General features: G+C 73.3%; 13 protein-coding genes. 8 read left to right on the forward strand and 5 right to left on the reverse strand.

All coding sequences use genetic code 11. The annotated features are described in order from the left end of the window. The first annotated feature begins 97 nt into the window (after positions 1 to 97). Entirely contained in the window at positions 98 to 1882 is a 1785-nt protein-coding gene (locus ACSQ2D_RS08550; protein ID WP_435985528.1) for a glycosyltransferase family 61 protein, read from the forward strand. Between the two features lie 15 nt (positions 1883 to 1897). Here the strand turns inward: ACSQ2D_RS08550 and ACSQ2D_RS08555 are convergent, their stop codons facing one another. After that, positions 1898 to 2638: a peptidylprolyl isomerase gene (locus ACSQ2D_RS08555; RefSeq protein WP_435985529.1), complete on the reverse strand. Its 741-nt coding sequence runs from the start codon at positions 2636 to 2638 to the stop codon at positions 1898 to 1900. Positions 2639 to 2700: 62 nt separating this feature from the next. Between ACSQ2D_RS08555 and hemW the strand changes: the two genes are divergently transcribed. The 3 genes from hemW (at position 2701) to ACSQ2D_RS08570 (ending at position 7352) form a co-directional block, all read left to right on the forward strand. Continuing rightward, complete coding sequence (gene hemW, locus ACSQ2D_RS08560) at positions 2701 to 3936, forward strand: radical SAM family heme chaperone HemW (RefSeq protein WP_435985530.1); 1236 nt, start codon at positions 2701 to 2703, stop codon at positions 3934 to 3936. 24 nt (positions 3937 to 3960) lie between these two features. Then, entirely contained in the window at positions 3961 to 5439 is a 1479-nt protein-coding gene (locus tag ACSQ2D_RS08565; protein ID WP_435985531.1) for an aldehyde dehydrogenase family protein, read from the forward strand. Between the two features lie 194 nt (positions 5440 to 5633). Continuing rightward, positions 5634 to 7352: a CHAP domain-containing protein gene (locus tag ACSQ2D_RS08570; protein WP_435985532.1), complete on the forward strand. Its 1719-nt coding sequence runs from the start codon at positions 5634 to 5636 to the stop codon at positions 7350 to 7352. Between the two features lie 62 nt (positions 7353 to 7414). Here ACSQ2D_RS08570 and ACSQ2D_RS08575 read toward each other — a convergent pair whose 3' ends face one another. Next, entirely contained in the window at positions 7415 to 8305 is an 891-nt protein-coding gene (locus ACSQ2D_RS08575; protein ID WP_435987836.1) for a DUF3097 domain-containing protein, read from the reverse strand. A 161-nt stretch (positions 8306 to 8466) separates the two neighbouring features. On the opposite strand from ACSQ2D_RS08575, the gene hrcA reads away from it, so the two are divergent. The 3 genes from hrcA to ACSQ2D_RS08590 all read left to right on the forward strand — a co-directional run bounded on the left by hrcA (position 8467) and on the right by ACSQ2D_RS08590 (position 11488). After that, on the forward strand, positions 8467 to 9510 hold the full coding sequence (gene hrcA / locus ACSQ2D_RS08580) for a heat-inducible transcriptional repressor HrcA (protein WP_435985533.1): 1044 nt from the start codon (positions 8467 to 8469) through the stop codon (positions 9508 to 9510). A gap of 82 nt (positions 9511 to 9592) precedes the next feature. Beyond that, entirely contained in the window at positions 9593 to 10726 is a 1134-nt protein-coding gene (gene dnaJ, locus ACSQ2D_RS08585) for a molecular chaperone DnaJ (protein WP_435985534.1), read from the forward strand. A gap of 18 nt (positions 10727 to 10744) precedes the next feature. After that, positions 10745 to 11488, forward strand: coding sequence for a 16S rRNA (uracil(1498)-N(3))-methyltransferase (locus tag ACSQ2D_RS08590; protein ID WP_435985535.1), 744 nt, complete (start codon positions 10745 to 10747; stop codon positions 11486 to 11488). A 107-nt stretch (positions 11489 to 11595) separates the two neighbouring features. On the opposite strand, the gene ACSQ2D_RS08595 is transcribed toward ACSQ2D_RS08590, so the two are convergent. From ACSQ2D_RS08595 to ACSQ2D_RS08605, 3 genes are all read right to left on the reverse strand, one after another. After that, on the reverse strand, positions 11596 to 12771 hold the full coding sequence (locus ACSQ2D_RS08595; protein ID WP_435985536.1) for a Gmad2 immunoglobulin-like domain-containing protein: 1176 nt from the start codon (positions 12769 to 12771) through the stop codon (positions 11596 to 11598). Next, positions 12768 to 13400: an RNA polymerase sigma factor gene (locus ACSQ2D_RS08600; RefSeq protein WP_435985537.1), complete on the reverse strand. Its 633-nt coding sequence runs from the start codon at positions 13398 to 13400 to the stop codon at positions 12768 to 12770. Before ACSQ2D_RS08600 ends, ACSQ2D_RS08595 begins: the two co-directional genes overlap by 4 nt. A 142-nt stretch (positions 13401 to 13542) precedes the next feature. Continuing rightward, positions 13543 to 16530, reverse strand: a complete 2988-nt coding sequence (locus ACSQ2D_RS08605; RefSeq protein WP_435985538.1) for a glycoside hydrolase — start codon at positions 16528 to 16530, stop codon at positions 13543 to 13545. Positions 16531 to 16777: 247 nt separating this feature from the next. On the opposite strand from ACSQ2D_RS08605, the gene ACSQ2D_RS08610 reads away from it, so the two are divergent. Next, positions 16778 to 17794: a LacI family DNA-binding transcriptional regulator gene (locus ACSQ2D_RS08610; RefSeq protein ID WP_435985539.1), complete on the forward strand. Its 1017-nt coding sequence runs from the start codon at positions 16778 to 16780 to the stop codon at positions 17792 to 17794. Positions 17795 to 17797: the final 3 nt, after the last annotated feature.

Raw genomic sequence — 17797 nt, forward strand, 5'->3', positions numbered from 1 at the left:
ACCGGACGGTGATGCCGCCGACCCCGTCGTGGGGGAGCCTCCGGTGCATCCGGCGAGCGAGCTGGTCCGGCGGGCCGACCAGCAACGATGGGCCGACGTGCGTCCCCACCTCGCCGCGATGGAGGTCGTCGTCACCGCCCTGCGCGGGCGCACGGACGGTGCCGTGCTCGTGGTGGGTGGACCCGACGCCGCACCGTGGTCGACGATCCTGGCGGCCCAGTGGCCCCTGCTGCGCGTGTCGACGGTGCAGCTGCCCGACGACGCCTCGAAGACCCACGCGCGGCTCACCGTCGAAGGGCCCTTCGACCTCGTCGTCGACGCCTCCGACGAGAACGGCAACGACCAGGCCCTGCTCTTCGAGCGGGTGTTCATGCACCTGCGCCAGGGGGGCGAGTACGTCGCTCGTCGTCTCGTCCCGCACCCGCTCGAGGACGCCGTGGCCTCCGCGAGCCCCGGGGAGTCCCTCGCGCAGCGTCAGGCCGCATCGCTGACCGCCTCGGACGGCGGCACCCGGATCGCGGTCGACGACGCCCTGCCCAACGAGAACCTGCCGCCGGAACCTGCCTACGCCGGCGACCTGTGGGGCCTGGTGGCCGCAGCCCAGGAGGCCCGCACGCGCGACTTCCACGACGAGCGGTTCGAGGCGCCCGCCTACCGGGACGTCGAGGGGCTCGGTCGCTCGCTCGAGCAGGTCCACGTCCACAGCAAGGTCCTCCGCGTCGTCAACGGCGTCCGCGTCGCCCCGAAGCTGCGTGAGGAGGAGGTCGACACGGTCCTCGCGGGACGTCCCGAGCTGGGGGAGCGGCTCGATGCGCTGCCCGCCGTCACGTGGACCGCGACGTGCGCCTACGACGTCAACCGGGTCGCCGATCCCTACGTCCAGTCCCGGCTGACCGTGCCCGAGATGGTCCTGCGGCGCTACGACGCGCCGACGTGCTCGCGCGGGCAGATCGTGACCCGGGACGACGTCCTCTTCCCCGAGACCTTCCGGCAGAGCTGGATGGAGCGGATCGCCAACGTCTACGTCGTCGAACGCGCCCCGCGCTTCGGGACGGTGCGGCGCGACATCAGCTCGCCGGACGAGCTGCCCGGGGCGTGGTTCCACCTCGACTCCGAGTGGCCCGGGCACTTCGGCCACCTCATGACCGAGCAGCTGAGCCGGCTCTGGGCCTGGGAACGGGTCCGCGCGCTGGAGCCGGACGTCAAGGTGCTCCTGACGCTGCAGCACGACCGCGAGCCGGCCGTGCTCGCTCCCTTCGAGATCGACATCCTCGGCGCGTTCGGCATCACCCCCGACGACGTGCACGTCTTCACGGCACCCTGCCGGCCCGAGCGGCTCTACACCGCGACCGGCATGTTCTCGCTGCCTCGATTCGTCCACCCCGCCATGGCGCAGCTCTGGGACCGCGTCGGTGACCACGTCGTTGTCTCGGCCGAGCGGCGTCGCCGGCCCGAGCGGATCTTCGTCTCGCGCCGCCCCTCGCTCAAGCGGTCGTGCCACAACGTCGCCGAGGTCGAGGCGTTCTTCGTGGCGAGGGGTTTCGAGGTCGTGCACCCCGAGGACCACCCGCTCGCCGAGCAGGTGGCGCTCTTCCGCGCCGCCGGGACGATCGCGGGCTTCGCCGGCAGCGGCCTCTTCTCGCTGGCCTTCTGCACGACGCCGAAGCGCGTCTTCGCCCTCGGGCCCGACGCCTACACGGCTCGCAACGAGTACCTCATCTCCGCCCTGCGTGGGCACGACCTCACCGCGGTGCGCAGCCGGTCCGACCTCGAGCACCCCGACGGCTCGTGGACCCAGCAGGCCTTCGCGTCGAGCTTCAGCTTCGACTTCGACGACGAGGGACGCTTCCTCGCCGACCGCCTCGACCAGCTCGACCGCTGACGCTCCCGCGCGGGGTCATCTCCGGGCGACGTCGACGGAGAGCACGCTGACCGACTGGAACGGCGGCCCGTCGGGCCGGGTGTCCTCGCCGCCGCGGCTCGCGACCTGCTGCACGACCTCCTGCCCCGAGGTCACCCTCCCGATGAGGGAGTAGACGGGTGCGCCTGCCGGCACCGTGAAGTCCTCGTGGACGACGAAGAACTCACCCGCCGTGCCAGGGAAGCCGTCCCCGCGGGCCATCCCGACGTCCCCGACCCGGTAGGTGCGGCCGGCCGGGACGTTCTCGAGCGGCAGGTCGTAGCCGGGGTCGGCCGTGCTGCGGCCCGTCGGGTCGCCGCACTGGAGGAGCTTCGTCGGCGCCTGGCGCGAGGTGAGCCGGTGGCAGACGCTGTCGGTCCAGTAGCCGGCCTCTGCCAGCGTGACGAACGAGGCGACGCTGCGCGGGGCGCGCGTCCCGTCCAGCCGCATGGTCAGGTTGCCGCACGTCGTGCGCACGACGGCGGACCAGGACGCGCCCTGCGCCACTGAGGCGTCCGGTGCCGACGTGAAGGTCGGGTAGGTCGTCGGCGGGAGCGGTGGCGGCGAGCACGTCGGGGCGGCGACGGGGGTCGGTGTGGGCAGCCGCCCGGGGCGGTTTCCCTCGACGAACACGTGTTCGGCGACCACGGGCAGCACGATGACGAGGCAGAGCACGAGCACGGCGACGCCGAGGAGGAGACGAGCGGCCCTCCGTCGCTGCGACGGACTCTCTGGCATGACCGCAGCGTACGACCGAGGGGGTGGACGGGACATGCCTCCGGGGCTGGGACAATGGGCGTATGCCGCCCTCCGCCCTCCCCGACGGCGACCCCGCTCCCAGCACGGGTGAGCTGCCCTCCGCGGCCCTGGCCGATCTCGCGAGCGCCGACCTCGGCGTCTACGTCCACGTCCCGTTCTGCACGGTCCGCTGCGGCTACTGCGACTTCAACACGTACACGCTCACCGAGCTCGGTGGCCCGGGCGCGAGCATCGGCATCGACACGTACGCCGACGCCGCCATCCGTGAGCTCGATCTCGCGCGCCGCGTGCTCGGGGACGAAGCGCCAGCAGTGTCAACGGTGTTCGTCGGTGGTGGTACCCCGACGATGCTGAGGTCCGCCGACCTCGTGACCGTGCTGGACGGCATACGCACGCGGTTCGGCCTGGCGGCCGACGCGGAGGTCACGACGGAGGCCAACCCCGACTCCGTGACGCCCGACTCCCTGCGCGAGCTCGCCGACGGCGGCTTCACGCGGGTCTCGGTCGGCATGCAGTCGGCGGTGCCCCACGTGCTCCGCACGCTCGAGCGCACCCACGACCCCGACAACGTCGCGCGGGCCGTCGCGGCCACGAAGGCGGCCGGCATGCAGGTGAGCGTCGACCTCATCTACGGCACGCCGGGGGAGTCGCTCGCCGACTGGCGCCGCAGCCTCGAGGCCGCCGTCGCGCTCGATCCCGACCACATCTCGGCCTACGCGCTCGTCGTCGAGGACGGCACCAAGCTCGCGGCCCAGGTGCGTCGCGGCGTCGTGCCCCCGCCCGAGGACGACGACGAGGCCGACAAGTACGAGCTCGCCGACGAGCTGCTCTCGGCCGCGGGCTTCGGGTGGTACGAGGTGAGCAACTGGGCGCGGTCGGAGCAGACCCGGTGCCGCCACAACGTCGCCTACTGGTCCGGCACGAACTGGTGGGGCGTGGGCCCGGGCGCGCACAGTCACGTCGGGGGGCTTCGGTGGTGGAACGTCAAGCACCCGAGTGCGTATGCCGCCCGGCTGGGTGCGGGGGAGTCGCCGGCCCAGGCGCGTGAGACCCTCACCGACGACCAGCGCTACGACGAGCGTGTGCTGCTCGGCACACGCCTCGTCGAGGGACTGCCGGTCTCCGATCTGCGAGGATCGGGTCGCACCGCCGTGGCCGGCCTCATCGCCGACGGCCTGCTCGACGGCACGGCCGTCGTGCGGGACTCCCGTCTCGTGCTGACGCGGCGCGGGCGCCTGCTCGCGGACACGGTGGTGCACCGGCTCCTCGCCTCCTGAGGGGCCTCGACGAGAAAGGCCCCGATGAGCGAGACCCTGTCGACGACCGCCGGTGACGAGGCGGACTCCCACGCGAGCCACGGGGCGGTGTCCCGGGCGGCCGAGGTCGTCGCCGCGGCCCGGCGCGCCTTCGACGACGGGGTCACCAAACCGCGCGCATGGCGCGTCGCCCAGCTGCGGGCCCTGCGCTCGCTGCTCGTCGACCACGAGGGCGAGCTCGCCGAGGCGCTGCACTCCGACCTCGGCAAGGGCGCCACCGAGGCCTGGGTCACCGAGACGGGTTTCGTCGTCCGCGAGATCGACCACACGCTGCGACACCTCCGGGCGTGGACCGCCCCGCGCCGGGTGCGGGTGCCGGTCTCGCTCGCCCCCGGCCGGTCCAAGGTCGTGCGGGAGCCGCTCGGTGTCGTCCTCGTCATCGCGCCGTGGAACTACCCGGTCCAGCTGTGCCTCGCCCCGCTCGTCGGTGCGCTCGCCGCCGGCAACGCCGTGGTGCTCAAGCCGAGTGAGGTCGCCCCGGCGACGTCACGGGTGCTGGCGCGCCTGCTGCCCCAGCACCTCGACACCTCGGCGGTCCACGTCGTCGAGGGCGCGGTCCCGGAGACGACGGCGCTGCTCGCCGAGCGGTTCGACCACATCTTCTACACCGGCAACGGAGCCGTCGGCCGCATCGTCCTGGAGGCTGCTGCTCGGCACCTGACGCCGGTGACGCTCGAGCTCGGGGGCAAGTCCCCGGCCTACGTCGCCGACGACGCCGACCTCGAGGTGACCGCGCGCCGCCTCGTGTGGGGCAAGTTCACCAACGCCGGCCAGACGTGCGTGGCGCCCGACTACGTCCTCGCGAGCCGCTCCACTCTCGATGCCCTCAAACCCCTTCTCGTGCAAGCGATCCAAGAGGCCTTCGGTGACGACCCGGCGGAGTCGCCCGACTACGGCCGCATCGTCGACGGCCGCCACTTCGAGCGGCTCACGGCCCTGGTCGACCCGGCTCGGGTCGTCACCGGTGGTCGTTCCGACGCGTCCACGCGCTACCTCGAGCCGACGGTCGTCGAGGTCGACGACGCGGACGACCCGCGGGAGCTCGTCATGCGCGAGGAGATCTTCGGGCCGGTGCTGCCCCTGGTCACCGTCGACGGGCTCGATGCCGCCATCGACGTCGTCAACCGGCGGGACAAGCCCCTCGCGCTCTACGTCTTCACGACCTCCGACCAGGTGCGCCAGCGCTTCGTGCGCGACACCTCGTCGGGCGCGCTCGGCTTCAACATCCCCCTCGCGCACCTCGCCGTCCCGGGGCTGCCCTTCGGTGGGGTGGGGGCGAGCGGCATGGGCGCCTACCACGGGGAGCGGTCGGTCGCGCTCTTCTCGCACGACAAGGCCGTGCTCTCGATGCCGACCCGACCCGACACGACGGTCTGGGTGCGCCCACCGTTCACCTCGCTCAAGGAGCAGGTCATCGCCCGGGTGGCCGTCCCGGGCCGCCGGCGTCGCGCGGACGGGTCGTAGTCGCGAGGCCGCGGGAGCGCGCGGCCTCGCGAGCCTCTTGTGGCCGAGAATGACAGCGGTGTCATTAACACAGGAGTGACCCGAGGGCACGTAGATCTCTCGCGTGTCGCATGGGATTTCTGGGAAACCAGTGATCGTGTGGCCCCATTGTCCTAGATTGCCGAATGCACCCACGGCGACCACGGGAGACCCCTATGCCACTCGAGCGCGACCTCACGGCCGAGCCCCGTCTCCCCGGACCCGGCGGCGAGCCCGCGCGGACCTCTCGTCCCGCCCGCACGCGCACGGGTGCCCTCCTCCTCGCGGTGGTCGCGCTGCTGCTCGGTGCGGCCGGCACGGTCGGTCTGGCGGGACCGGCCCGCTCGGCCGAGTGGATCGTCCTGTGCACCGGCTACGACCCGTGCCAGTCGGCCGGCTACCCGCACTCGGGCTACAAGGAGAACAGCGCCACGAGCTACTGGCGGCAGTCGACCGGCCACAACTGCACGAACTACGTCGCCTACCGCCTCGTCAGGAACGGCCTGCCGAACACCAAGCCCGCCTCCCTGTCCGGCAACGCCTACAACTGGGGCCCGTCGTTCCCGAGCCAGACCAACGACGACCCGGCCGTCGGCTCGGTCGCCTGGTGGAACACCTCCTTCTCCTCGACGGGACACGTCGCCTACGTCGAGAAGGTGGTCTCGGCCGACGAGATCCTCGTGTCCGAGGACAACTGGGGCGGCGACTTCAAGTGGCGCAAGGTCACGCGGGCCGGCGGCAAGTGGCCCAACGGCTTCATCCACCTCAAGGACCAGGGCGCGACGGTCGTCGACACCGACGTCTACCGTCCCGTCCGCCCGACCCGTCTGCTCGACACCCGCACGGGACTCGGTGCGCCCGCGGCCAAGGTGGCGGCAGGCACGTCGATCGCCGTGCAGGTCAGCGGCCGGGCCGGTGTCCCGAGCGGCGGTGTCGGCACGGCCGTCCTCAACGTCACGGTCACCGCGCCCGCCGCCTCCGGCTACCTCACGAGCTACCCGTCCGGCGCGGCACGGCCCGGCGCCCGGAGCGTCACCTTCACGACGGCGGGCACGATCAGCGAGCTCGTGCCGGCGCGGCTCGGCACCGACGGCAAGGTCCGGCTCTACACCTCGGCGACGACGCACCTCGTCGCGGAGGTCGTCGGGTGGTACCCCACGACCGGACACCTCGTGTCCGTCACGCCGACCCGCGTCCTCGACACGCGCACCGGCCTGGGCACCGCGCAGGTCCGGGTGCCCGCGAACGGGAGCGTCGACCTCCCGGTGGCCGGGGCCGGCATCGTGCCGAGCACGGGAGCGTCCGCCGTCGTCCTCGCCGTCTCGGCGGCCGCGCCCGGCGCGGGTGGCTGGCTGACGGCATACCCGGCGGGGACCGGCCGGCCGACCACGGCCCACGTGCGCTACGACGCGGACGCCGGCATGACGGGCGTCGTCGTGTCGCGGATCGGCACCGGCGGAAAGGTGACCATCCACTCGACGGCGCAGACCGACCTGCTCGTCGACGTCGTCGGGTGGTTCCGGACGGGCGGCGACCATGTCGCGGTCGCCCCGTCCAGAGTGCTCGACACGCGCGTCGGCCTCGGGGCCCCGACGGGCCGCGTCGCAGCGGGCTCGACCGTCTCGGTCCCCGTCCTCGGCCGCGCGGGGGTGCCCACCGTCGGTGTGGCCGCCGTGTCCATCACCCTGACGCCGATCGCGCCGACGGCGACGACCGCCGTGACGGCGTACGCCTCGGGCACGACCCGACCGAGCCCCGCGAACGTCACCGTGGCCTCGGGACGGACCCGGGTCAACGCCGTCGTCGTCCCCGTCGGCGCCGACGGGTCGATCACGGTGCACACGAGCGCGGCGTCCTACCTCGTCGTCGACGTCCAGGGCTACCTCAAGAAGTGACCCGGCCGCCGCGAGCCGCCGCGAGCCGCCGCGAGCCGCCGTGAGGCGCCGCGGGCCGGCGGTCAGGCGCCGGGCTCGGTGACGAAGTCGATGAGCTCCTCGACGCTCGCGAGCAGGGTCGGCTCGAGGTCGGCGTAGGTGCGCACCGTGCCGAGGATCCGCTTCCACGCGTTCGCGATGTCGGCCTGGCTCGCGTGGGCCCAGCCGAGCTCGGCGCAGATGCCGTGCTTCCACGACGTGCCGCGCGGGATGACCGGCCACCGCTGCCAGCCGAGCCGCTCCGGGCGCACGGACTGCCACACGTCGACGTAGGGGTGGCCGAGGATCCGCACGTGCTGCGAGAGGCCCGGCAGGGCCTGGGCCTGGGCGACGATGCGGGCCTCCTTGGTGCCGGGGACGAGGTGGTCGACGAGCACGCCGAGGCGACGCCCGGGCCCCGGCTGGAACTCGGCGATGATGCCGGCGAGGTCGTCGACGCCGTCCATGAGCTCGACGACGACGCCCTCGACGCGCAGGTCGTCGCCCCAGACCTTCTCGACGAGCTCGGCGTCGTGGCGGCCCTCGACGTAGATCCTCGACCCGCTCGCGACGCGTGCCCGGGCGCCCTCGACGGCCACCGAGCCGCTCGCGGTGCGGGACGCGGCACGGCGCGCCTCGGCGAGGGCGGTGCCGGCGGCGGCCTGCGGGGGAGTGAGCGTCACCGGGGCACCGTCGACGAGGAAGCCGGGTCCGAGCGGGAACGCCTTCGTGCGTCCGCGCCGGTCCTCGAGGTGGACGACGTGCATGCCGCCCGCCTTCTCGACACGCACGACGGCGCCGACCCAGCCGGTCTCGACCTCCTCGACGACGAGGTCGGGCTCCGCCGGGGTCGGGGTCGACCGGCCGCGCCGTGGGGCACGCCAGTCGCCGTTGAGCACGTCGGAGCCGTAGCGATCGTTGGGGGACACGACCAGTGAGGGTATGCCGCCCGGTGGGCTCCCACGCAGCCGCCACGCGGGCGGGGGCGGTGGCGCCGCGACGGCATACGGTTGGATGAAATCGGAGATCCGCGAGGCACGTCGTAGACTTGGCACTCGTCGATCGAGAGTGCCAGACCCGTGAAGGAGGGGACGCGATGAGCGAGGACCGCCGGCTGATGGTGCTGCGCGCGATCGTGCAGGACTACGTCCAGACCTCCGAGCCCGTGGGCAGCCGGGCGCTCGTCGAGCGCCACCACCTCGGTGTGAGTGCCGCGACCGTGCGCAACGACATGGCCCTGCTCGAGGAGGAGGGCCTGATCCACGCGCCGCACACGTCGGCCGGGCGGGTGCCCACCGACGCGGGCTACCGCGTGTTCGTCGACCGCCTGAGCGCCGTCAAGCCCCTGGGCTCGGGCGAGCGCCGCGCGATCGGCCAGTTCCTCGAGGGAGCTGTCGACCTCGACGACGTCGTCGACCGCACCGTGCGCCTCCTGGCCAGCCTGACCCGCCAGGTCGCCGTCGTGCAGTACCCCTCGCTGACGCGGTCGACGGTGCGCCACATCGAGCTCGTGCCGATGGGGTCGTCGCACCTGATGATCGTGCTCATCGTCAACACCGGTCGCGTCGAGCAGCGCGTCGTCGACACCGGACGCGTGCTCTCCGACGGCACCGGTGAGGCACTCGTGGCCTCGATCCGCTCGCGCATCAACGAGGTGGCGGCCGGTGTGCCGTTCACCGTGGCCGCGACGCGGCTGCGGCGCCTCGTCGACGAGGCCGACGAGGCCGACCGCGCCGCCATGGAGGCCGTCGTGTCCGCGCTCGGCGACGCCCTCGTCGAGGAGCGCGAGGAGCGTGTCGTCCTCGCCGGGCAGGCCAACCTCGCGCGCGCCGGCAGCGACTTCCCGCGCACCATCGGGCCGATCCTCGAGGCGCTCGAGGAGCACGTCACCCTCCTGCGCCTGCTCGGCCAGCTCGGGGACGACCCCGACCTCGTCTCCGTGCGCATCGGCTCCGAGAACCCCGTGACCGGGCTCCAGTCGACGTCCCTCGTGTCGATGGGCTACGGCTCCGGAGCCGAGCGCGTCGCGAGCCTCGGGGTGCTCGGCCCGACCCGCATGGACTACCCCACGACGATGGCCTCGGTCCGCGCCGTCGCGCGCTACGTCTCCGAGATCCTCGACGAGAACCAGGCCACCTGACCCACCTGCACCACAGCGGCCAGTCCGCCGGCGCAGCGCCGCGCCGGAACCGAAAGCACCACGTACCAAAAGGAATCTCAGCTTGAACGACTACTACGCCGTCCTCGGGGTCTCGCGCGACGCGAGCCAGGAGGAGATCAAGAAGGCCTACCGTCGGCTCGCCCGCAAGCTGCACCCGGACGTGAACCCCGGCGCCGAGGCCGAGGAGGAGTTCAAGCGGGTCTCGCAGGCCTACGACGTCCTCTCCGACCCGCAGAAGCGCCAGTCCTTCGACATGGGTGCCGACCCGTTCGCCTCGGGCGGCGGCGCCGGTTTCGGTGCAGGACAGGGCTTCTCGTTCAGCGACGTCATGGACGCCTTCTTCGGGGCGGGCGCCCAGGCCGGCACGCGCGGTCCGCGGGCGCGGGTGCAGCGCGGCCAGGACGCGCTGGTCCGCCTCGACATCGACCTGTCCAAGGCCGTCTTCGGCTCCGAGGAGGAGCTGACGCTCGACACCGCGGTCGGCTGCAAGCGGTGCGACGGCGACGGCGCCGAGCCCGGCACCGGTCGCCAGACCTGCCAGATCTGCAAGGGCGCCGGCGAGGTGCAGCAGATCCAGCGCAGCTTCCTCGGCCAGGTCATGACCTCGCGCCCGTGCGTCAACTGCCAGGGCTACGGCTCGACCCTCACCGACCCCTGCCACGACTGCTCGGGCGACGGCCGGGTGCGCACCCGCCGCTCGCTCAAGCTCAAGGTCCCTGCCGGTGTCGACACCGGCACCCGGATCCAGCTGACCGGCGAGGGCGAGGTCGGTCCCGGCAACGGGCCCAAGGCCGACCTCTACGTCGAGATCCGCGTCGTCAACCACGACACCTACACGCGTCGCGGCGACGACCTCCACTGCAGCGTCGAGCTGCCCATGGCCGCGGCCGCGCTCGGCACGAGCTTCAAGCTCTCGACCTTCGACGGCATGCAGGACCTCGAGATCAAGCCCGGCACGCAGAGCGGCGACGTGCTGACGCTGCGCGGTCTCGGCGTGACGCACCTGCGCCACGGGGGCCGCGGCGACCTGCTCGTGCACGCCACGGTGCAGACGCCGACCCGCCTGACCGAGGAGCAGCGCGAGCTGCTGCACCAGTTCGCGACGCTCCGCGGCGAGGAGCGCCACGAGGGACGGCTCACGCCCGCCAACAAGGGACTCTTCGGCAAGCTGCGCGACGCCTTCAAGGACAAGTGACCCGTCCGTGAGCGCCCGGTGACCCACCAGCTCTTCCTCGGCGAGCCGTCCGCGGTGGCCGGGGCCGTCGTGGGCGCGTCCCTGCTCCTCGAGGGCGACGAGGGGCGCCACGCCGCGACCGTCGTGCGCATCCGCCCGGGTGAGCGCTACTACGTCGCCGACGGTGCCGGTCGGCGCGCCCTGCTCGAGGCCACCGACGTCGACCGGGCCTGGGTCCGGGGACGGGTCCTCGACGTGACGGTCGAGCCCGAGCCCGCCCCACGGCTCGTCCTCGTCCAGGCCCTCGCCAAGGGCGACCGCGACGAGCAGGCGGTCGAGGCCGCCACCGAGCTCGGCGTCGACGAGGTGGTCCCGTGGCAGGCCGAGCGCTCCGTCGTGGTCTGGCGTGGTGACCGCGCCGCCAAGTCGCTCGCCAAGTGGGCCGCGGTCGTGACCCGCGCGACCAAGCAGTCACGCCGCTCGCGTGTGCCGGTGACGTCCTCCGCGGTGGGGCTCGCACCGCTCGTGGCCCGGGTGGCGGAGTCGGCCCTCACGCTCGTGCTCCACGAGGACGCCACCGAGCCGCTCGCGTCCGTCGAGCTGCCCGCGTCGGGTGACGTGCTCGTCGTCGTCGGCCCCGAGGGTGGCATCTCCGAGCGCGAGATCGAGGCCCTCACGGCCGCCGGGGCGCGGTCGGTGCGCCTCGGGCCGACGATCCTGCGGGCGTCGTCCGCCGGACCCGCGGCCCTCGCCGTCCTCAGCGCGCGCACCCGCTGGACCTGACGGCACACGCCCGTCCAGGGAGTGACCCGGGACGCCACTCTGGTCCGGGGTGGTCTCGATCCTGAGGTGGGTGCCGCGACCACCCCGAACGGGTCGGAGCGGGCCGGTCAGCGGGCGGTGACGGGGACGAGCTGCTCGGCGACCGCCGACCCGTCCTTCGCGCTGGTGGCGAAGACGCGGACGACGTAGGCGCCGGGCGTGAGCGAGGTCTTCGTCGTGAACCGGTAGGTGCCGCGGTCCGGGGCCCCCGCCGACGCCGTCGTGAAGCCGTGGTCGACGCGCCGGCCGTCGCGGAGCAGCTCCCACTCGACGGTGGCCTCGAACGTGCTGGCGACGCCCTTGACGGTGAGCCGAGCGCCCGCCTTGACGGCAGAGCCCCGGGCCGGCTCGTCGACCCAGACGGGCGCCACCTGCTCGAGGACGGCCATGGCGTCGGTGGGACGGGTGAAGGTCGACGAGGCCGGGTGGCCGGGCGAGACCTCGGTGCCTCCGTCGGCCAGCTCGAAGCGGACGGGCAGCGCCTTGCCCAGCGCCGCCTGGACGGTCCAGACGAGCTGTTCGGTCGCGAGCGACTCGGACGAGGTCGTGCCGGACGAGAGCCGGACCGTGACGACGTCGGGGCCGAGCGTCACCGCGTCGGCGGTGACGCCCTGCCAGGCCGTCCGGTAGCTGCTCCCGGTCGGAGCCGGTCCCATCGCGAGGCGCAGCGCCGTCAACGCGTTGCCCGCCGGCACCGAGGGCGAGGGGACCGCGGACGACACGAACTCGCGGAAGAGTCGCAGCTGGTCGCTGCCGGCCACGACCGGGCCGAGGTAGTAGACCGGCACGGTGGCGGTCGTCGTGGCCGGAGGCGGTACCGCGGTCGTTGCCGGTGTGGTCGGCCGCTGGGCCGTCTGCGTCGGGACGGTCGACGGTGCGCCGGACGACGTCGGGGACGAGGGCCGCGAGGTCGAGGAGGCCACGACCGTGGGCGTTCCGGCGACGGGCGGTGTCGGCGCGGACGGTCGGTTGACGGCCCAGACGGTGCCGGCGACGAGGACGGCCGCGGCCGCTGCCACCGCCGGCACGAGCCACCGGTGGTGCTTCGACCCCGACCCCGAGCCCGCCTGGTCCGCCGCGTGCGCGTCCGCGAGGATCGCGCCGAGTCGGTCGGTCGGGGTGATCGAGCGAGCCTCGGCCTCGAGGGAGCGGCGCAACCGGTCCTCGACCGGCCGCAGCCCGGCACCGATGAGGGTCGGCTCCTCGTCGGGCAGCTCGCCCGGTCGCTTCGGCTCGGCGTTCATGACAGCTCCAGGGGTTCGATGGTGCGGCGCAGGGCCGTGAGGCCGCGGTGGGCGTGGGTCTTCACGGCGCCGGGGGAGATCTCGAGCGCGTGGGCGATCTGTGCCTCGGAGAGGTCGGAGTAGTAGCGCAGCACCAGCACCTCCCGCTGGCGCGAGGGCAGGGTGCGCAGGGCGTCCAGCACGGCGTCGCGCTCGGCCGTGTGGAGGACCTGGGTCTCGGCGCTGCCGTGGCTGCCCCGCCCAGGGGCGTCGGCTGCAGCGGCGTCGCGGACGTTCTGGCGGTCGACGACGACGGTGTGGCGCTGCACCGAGCGGCACCCGTTGACGACCGCGGTCTGGAGGTAGCCGACGACGCGCCCGCCGTCCCGGATGGCCGACCAGCTGCGGTGCGTGGCGACGAACGCGTCCTGCACGACGTCCTCCGCGGCGAGCTGGTCGCGCAGCAGCAGCCACGCGAGGCGCACGAGCCGGTGCCAGTGCGCGTGGTAGAGCTCGGTGATGGCCACGTCGGGGTCGGTCGGCAGCTGGGCTCCGCCGGGGGCGCCCTGCGCCGGGAGCCCGGTGCCGCCCGTCGCGGGACGGCCAGCGTCCCCCGAGGCCCCGGGGTCGCTGAGCTGGCCGGCCGGCATACCCAACGTTCTCACGGACAGATGACGCGCACCGGGAGCTCGCGGTTGACACGTCGGAGCGGGAGATGTCCGGAAGGCGTCGCGGGCCCACGGCTGCCCGGAGGCTTCCGTGGGCCCGCGACCGGAGGGACCGGCTCAGGCCTCAGCCCGCGGACCTGGCCAGCACCTCGACCTCGCTGACGGTCATGTAGCTCGACGCCGTCATGACGACCCGCACGGCGGTGGTGCGTGTGGGGGTGACCGGCACCGACACCACGGGCGCGGCCGGTCCGCTCGCGGCGACCGTCACCTCGCCCGACACCGGCGTCCAGGTGCCACCGACGAGTGCCTCGACGTGGAGCGTCCTGGCGTAGCTGACGTTCCCGCCGTCCTGGTAGAAGCGCGTCACCACCCGGGTGACGTCACGGGCACCGGGCAGCGTGACGGTCAGGGTGTCGCCGGGACGCTGGGTGCCCGAGCGCCAGTTCGACCAGGCCTTGTCGGTCAGCACCCCGTTGACGATGCCCTGCACGGAGTAGCCCGGCTCCGTGAAGGTCGCCGATGCCGTCGTGCCCGGCGCGAGGGCCGCGTTGGCCTCGACCGGCTCGGTCACCGTGACGACCACGGTGGCCGGCGCGGTGGACCCGTCGGGCAGGGTGGCCCGGCCGGGCAGCGTGACCGTGCCGACCGAGTCGTAGGCCGCGCCGGTCGTGTCCCACACCACCGGCAGGGTGACCGTCACGGCGTAGCGGTCCGACGTCGCCGTGACGGTCGGCGGCAGGTCGGGCGTGCCGCCGACGTAGGTGCGGGCCTCGGCCGGGTCGGTCGCGGCGATGGTGTCGACGGTGACGACGGCCCGTGCCGCGTACTCCCGTCCGGTGGCCGGGTCGGTCGCGGTGCCGAAGACGACGACCTGGCCCGGGCGCGCCCAGCGCACGGCGGGCACGGGGCGCCACGTCACGGGCAGGGCGGCGGTCCCGGCGCCGACCCGGTCGGGCGTCACCGTCGTGGGCAGGGTCGGGGCCACCCCGGGCATCGTGAAGACCGGGACGTCGGAGACGCCGCGCACGGTCTCGTCGACGAGCCGCCACCGCTGGTTCGCGGCCGCGTTCGGCTGCCAGGTGCCGACGGGGGAGCCGTCGGCGGTCGCCTGACCGCCCACCTCGATGTTGCCGGGACCCGCAGCGCTCGAGATCGTCCACGTGCCGTCGCCGGTCGTCGAGAGGTACCACTGTGCCGCCACGTCCGGGGTGGTCTGCGCCGTCTCGAGGACGAGGGCGCCCGATCGCAGGGCCACCTGGCGACCGTCGAGCGCTCGCAGCTGGTAGCGCTCGCGGTTCGTGTCACCGCCGGTGAGCTTCGTCGTGGTCCAGAGCTGGTCGGCGCTCGCGGCGTCCGTCGTGCGGATCGCGAGACCGGTCTGCTCGGCGTCGAGGGAGCGCCCGCTCTGGACACCGACGAAGCGGTACGCGTGGTCCTCCTGGAAGGTCGCTGCGTCCTTGGCGACACCACGCACGTCGGAGACGACGAGCGTCGTGACCGACTGCGCGGGCACGCGGACCGTGGCCGAGGTGCCGTCGACGGGCACGGGGGTCTGCGACCGGAGCGCGCCCGCGGCGTCGGTGACGACGGCGGTCACGCTGGCCTTCGGGCCGACCTTGCCGAACTTCGACAGGTCGATCGCGAGGTCCTGGGGCGTCGTCCCGCCGTTGGTGTGCACGAGGGTCGCGGTGCGCGCACCGGGGCGGATCGCGGCGATCGTGCTCGTGTCGTCGACCGTGACGACATGGTCGCCGGGGCGGATGTAGTGGGTGAAGTTGCGGACGGTGTTGAACTTCTGGTTCGTGTAGATGGGGCAGGTGGCCAGCGTGTCCTGCGCCGTGCAGTCGAAGCGCATCTGGATGCTGCCCCAGTTGGCCCCGGCCGCGCTCTCGCCGCCCGGCTTCATGTTGTCGTAGTCCTCGACGGGCTGCCAGAAGACCCAGGCGGACGGCTCGAGCTCGCGCAGGTCGTCGGTCATCCGCTGCGCCATGCCGATGCCGGGCTCCATGGACGTGAAGCTCTGGCCGCTGCCCCAGCTGCCCTCGACCTCGGACATCCACAGGGGCTTGGCGTCGGACTTGCTGAGGTCACGCACGGCGGTGCGCTGCGCGGTGCCGTAGGTGTGGACGTTCATCCGCGACACGGCGGCCTTGACGTCGTCCGGGTAGCTCATCCAGTTGGTGACGAAGGTCCCCGGGTTGGTCTCGTCCATCGCCGCGATCCTCGCGTCGGTGCCCGAGCCGGCGAGCCGCTGCTCGAGCGAGCGGACGACGTCCTGCTGCAGCTGCGGCCCGATGTGGGCGCCCTCCTGGCGGCCGCCGGTGGGCTGCCCGTCGGCACCGAGCTGGGTGCCCCAGTAGCTCGTGTTCGGCTCGTTGAACGGGTCGATCGTGTCGACCTTGATGCCGTGCGCCGCCTCGAGGTGCTCGGTCACCCAGACGAGGTATGCCGTGAAGTCGCCGATGCTCTCGCGCTTCAGCTGGTCCTGGCTCGCGTCGAAGTTCCCCGACACGTAGCCGCTCTCGGTCATGAACCACGGCGGGGAGTTGCTGAAGGTCTCCCACTTCGTGATGCCGCCCTTGATGCGGTCGACCCACCAGCGCTGGGTCCGGTCGGCGTCCCAGTTCCAGTCGGCCTCGTCGTCCGGCGACCACCAGTCGACGTCGGTCCGCGTCGTGCCGGCCGGTGCCTTCCACCAGCCCTGCACGGCGCCTCCGGGGCGCAGGTAGTCCTCGACGTCCGGCGCGTTGCCGCCGCCGATGTTGTAGCGGGCGATGTTGAGCGCGAGCCCGTCCTTGCCGAAGACGAGGTCGGCGAGCCTGTCGCGGACGGCGTCGGGGTAGTCGCCGGTCGCGTTGGCGAACCAGACGAGGCTCGTGCCCCAGCCCTCGAACGCGGGCTGCTGGTAGGACGGGTCGGGCGTGAGGCGCACGACGGGGACGCCGTCGACGGCACTCGTCCGGGTGGAGGAGGAGGCGGTGGCCGAGGTCGGGGGAGCAGCTGCCGGGGCGGGCGCCGCCACGGCGACGGAGCCGGCCAGGAGCGAGCCGACGGCGACCGTGGCGGTCGCCAGGGCGCCCGAGGCGACGCGGGTGGGACGGGGTCTCATGGGTGGTGCCTTCCTGGAGCGACGGCGGTGGCGGTCCGGGGCGAATGCGCAGCCACCGCCCGGAATGAGCGTATGTTTGCGTAAACATCGACCGTCGCCACCGTCCCAGCCGAGCCAGACGGGTGTCAAGGGGCCGTCTCGCGGAGGCTGGCAGGATGGCGCCGGAGGCGGACGGCATACGCCCGCCGGACGTGTGGGCCGAGTGACACGAGCAGGAGGAACGGTGGGGGAGCGACGAGCGGTGTCGATGGCCGACGTGGCGCGCCTGGCCAACGTGTCGTCGCAGACGGTGTCACGGGTGGCGAACGGCGAGACGAGCGTCGTCGAGAGCACGCGCCAGACGGTGCTCCGCGCCATGGAGGAGCTGGGCTACCGTCCCAACAGCGCGGCGCGAGCGCTCAAGCGTGGGGCCTTCCGTGCCATCGGGGTCATGACGTTCACCCTGTCGACGACCGGCAACGTGCGCACCCTCGAGGGCATCGTCGCGGCGGCCGCCGTGCACGACTATGCGGTGACGCTCATCCCGGTCAACGCCCCCTCCCAGGATGCCGTCCGCGGGGCCTTCACCCGCGCCGGTGAGCTCGCCGTCGACGCCGTGGTCGCCATCATGGAGACCCACCTCGCGAGCGACGCCCCCGCGCCCTACCCGCCCGGGTTCAAGGTCGTCGTCGCCGACTCCGACGACGCCGGCGACCGCCACCCGGTCGTCGACACCGACCAGGCGGCGGGCGCCGCCTCGGCGACCGACCACCTGCTCGACCTCGGGCACCGCACCGTGTGGCACGTGGCCGGCCCCGAGAGCTCGTACGCCGCGCAGCGTCGTCGGGACGCCTGGCGGGCGCGGCTCGTGGCCCGGGGCCTCGAGGTGCCTCCGGTGCAGCACGGTGACTGGACCCCCGAGTCCGGCTACGAGATCGGTCTTCGGCTGGCCGACGAGCCCTCCTGCACAGCGGTTTTCGCCGCCAACGACCAGATGGCACTCGGTCTCCTCCGGGCCTTCCACGACCGGGGCCTGCGGGTCCCTGAGCAGGTGAGCGTCGTCGGCTTCGACGACGTGCCCGAGGCGGCGTCCTACATCCCCCCGCTGACCACGGTGCGCCAGGACTTCGAGCAGATCGGCCGGCTCTGCGTCGCGCAGGTGCTCGGCCAGGTGCGGGGCACAGGGCCGACCACCGGCACGACCCTCGTGCCCACGCAGCTCGTCGTGCGGTCGAGCAGCGCCGCGCCGAGCCGCACGGGTGCGCGCCGACCACGTCGTGCCTAGGGT

It is taken from the genome of Terrabacter sp. LjRoot27, from assembly GCF_964254175.1.
Taxonomy (GTDB): Bacteria; Actinomycetota; Actinomycetes; order Actinomycetales; family Dermatophilaceae; genus Terrabacter.

Coding starts and splice junctions, on each gene's coding strand:
- ACSQ2D_RS08555 (WP_435985529.1), bottom strand. CDS start 2,638: ATGCCAGAGAGTCCGTCGCAGCGACGGAGGGCCGCTCGTCTCCTCCTC.
- hemW (WP_435985530.1), top strand. CDS start 2,701: ATGCCGCCCTCCGCCCTCCCCGACGGCGACCCCGCTCCCAGCACGGGT.
- ACSQ2D_RS08565 (WP_435985531.1), top strand. CDS start 3,961: ATGAGCGAGACCCTGTCGACGACCGCCGGTGACGAGGCGGACTCCCAC.
- ACSQ2D_RS08570 (WP_435985532.1), top strand. CDS start 5,634: ATGCCACTCGAGCGCGACCTCACGGCCGAGCCCCGTCTCCCCGGACCC.
- hrcA (WP_435985533.1), top strand. CDS start 8,467: ATGAGCGAGGACCGCCGGCTGATGGTGCTGCGCGCGATCGTGCAGGAC.
- ACSQ2D_RS08595 (WP_435985536.1), bottom strand. CDS start 12,771: ATGAACGCCGAGCCGAAGCGACCGGGCGAGCTGCCCGACGAGGAGCCG.
- ACSQ2D_RS08600 (WP_435985537.1), bottom strand. CDS start 13,400: ATGCCGGCCGGCCAGCTCAGCGACCCCGGGGCCTCGGGGGACGCTGGC.
- ACSQ2D_RS08605 (WP_435985538.1), bottom strand. CDS start 16,530: ATGAGACCCCGTCCCACCCGCGTCGCCTCGGGCGCCCTGGCGACCGCC.
- ACSQ2D_RS08610 (WP_435985539.1), top strand. CDS start 16,778: ATGGCCGACGTGGCGCGCCTGGCCAACGTGTCGTCGCAGACGGTGTCA.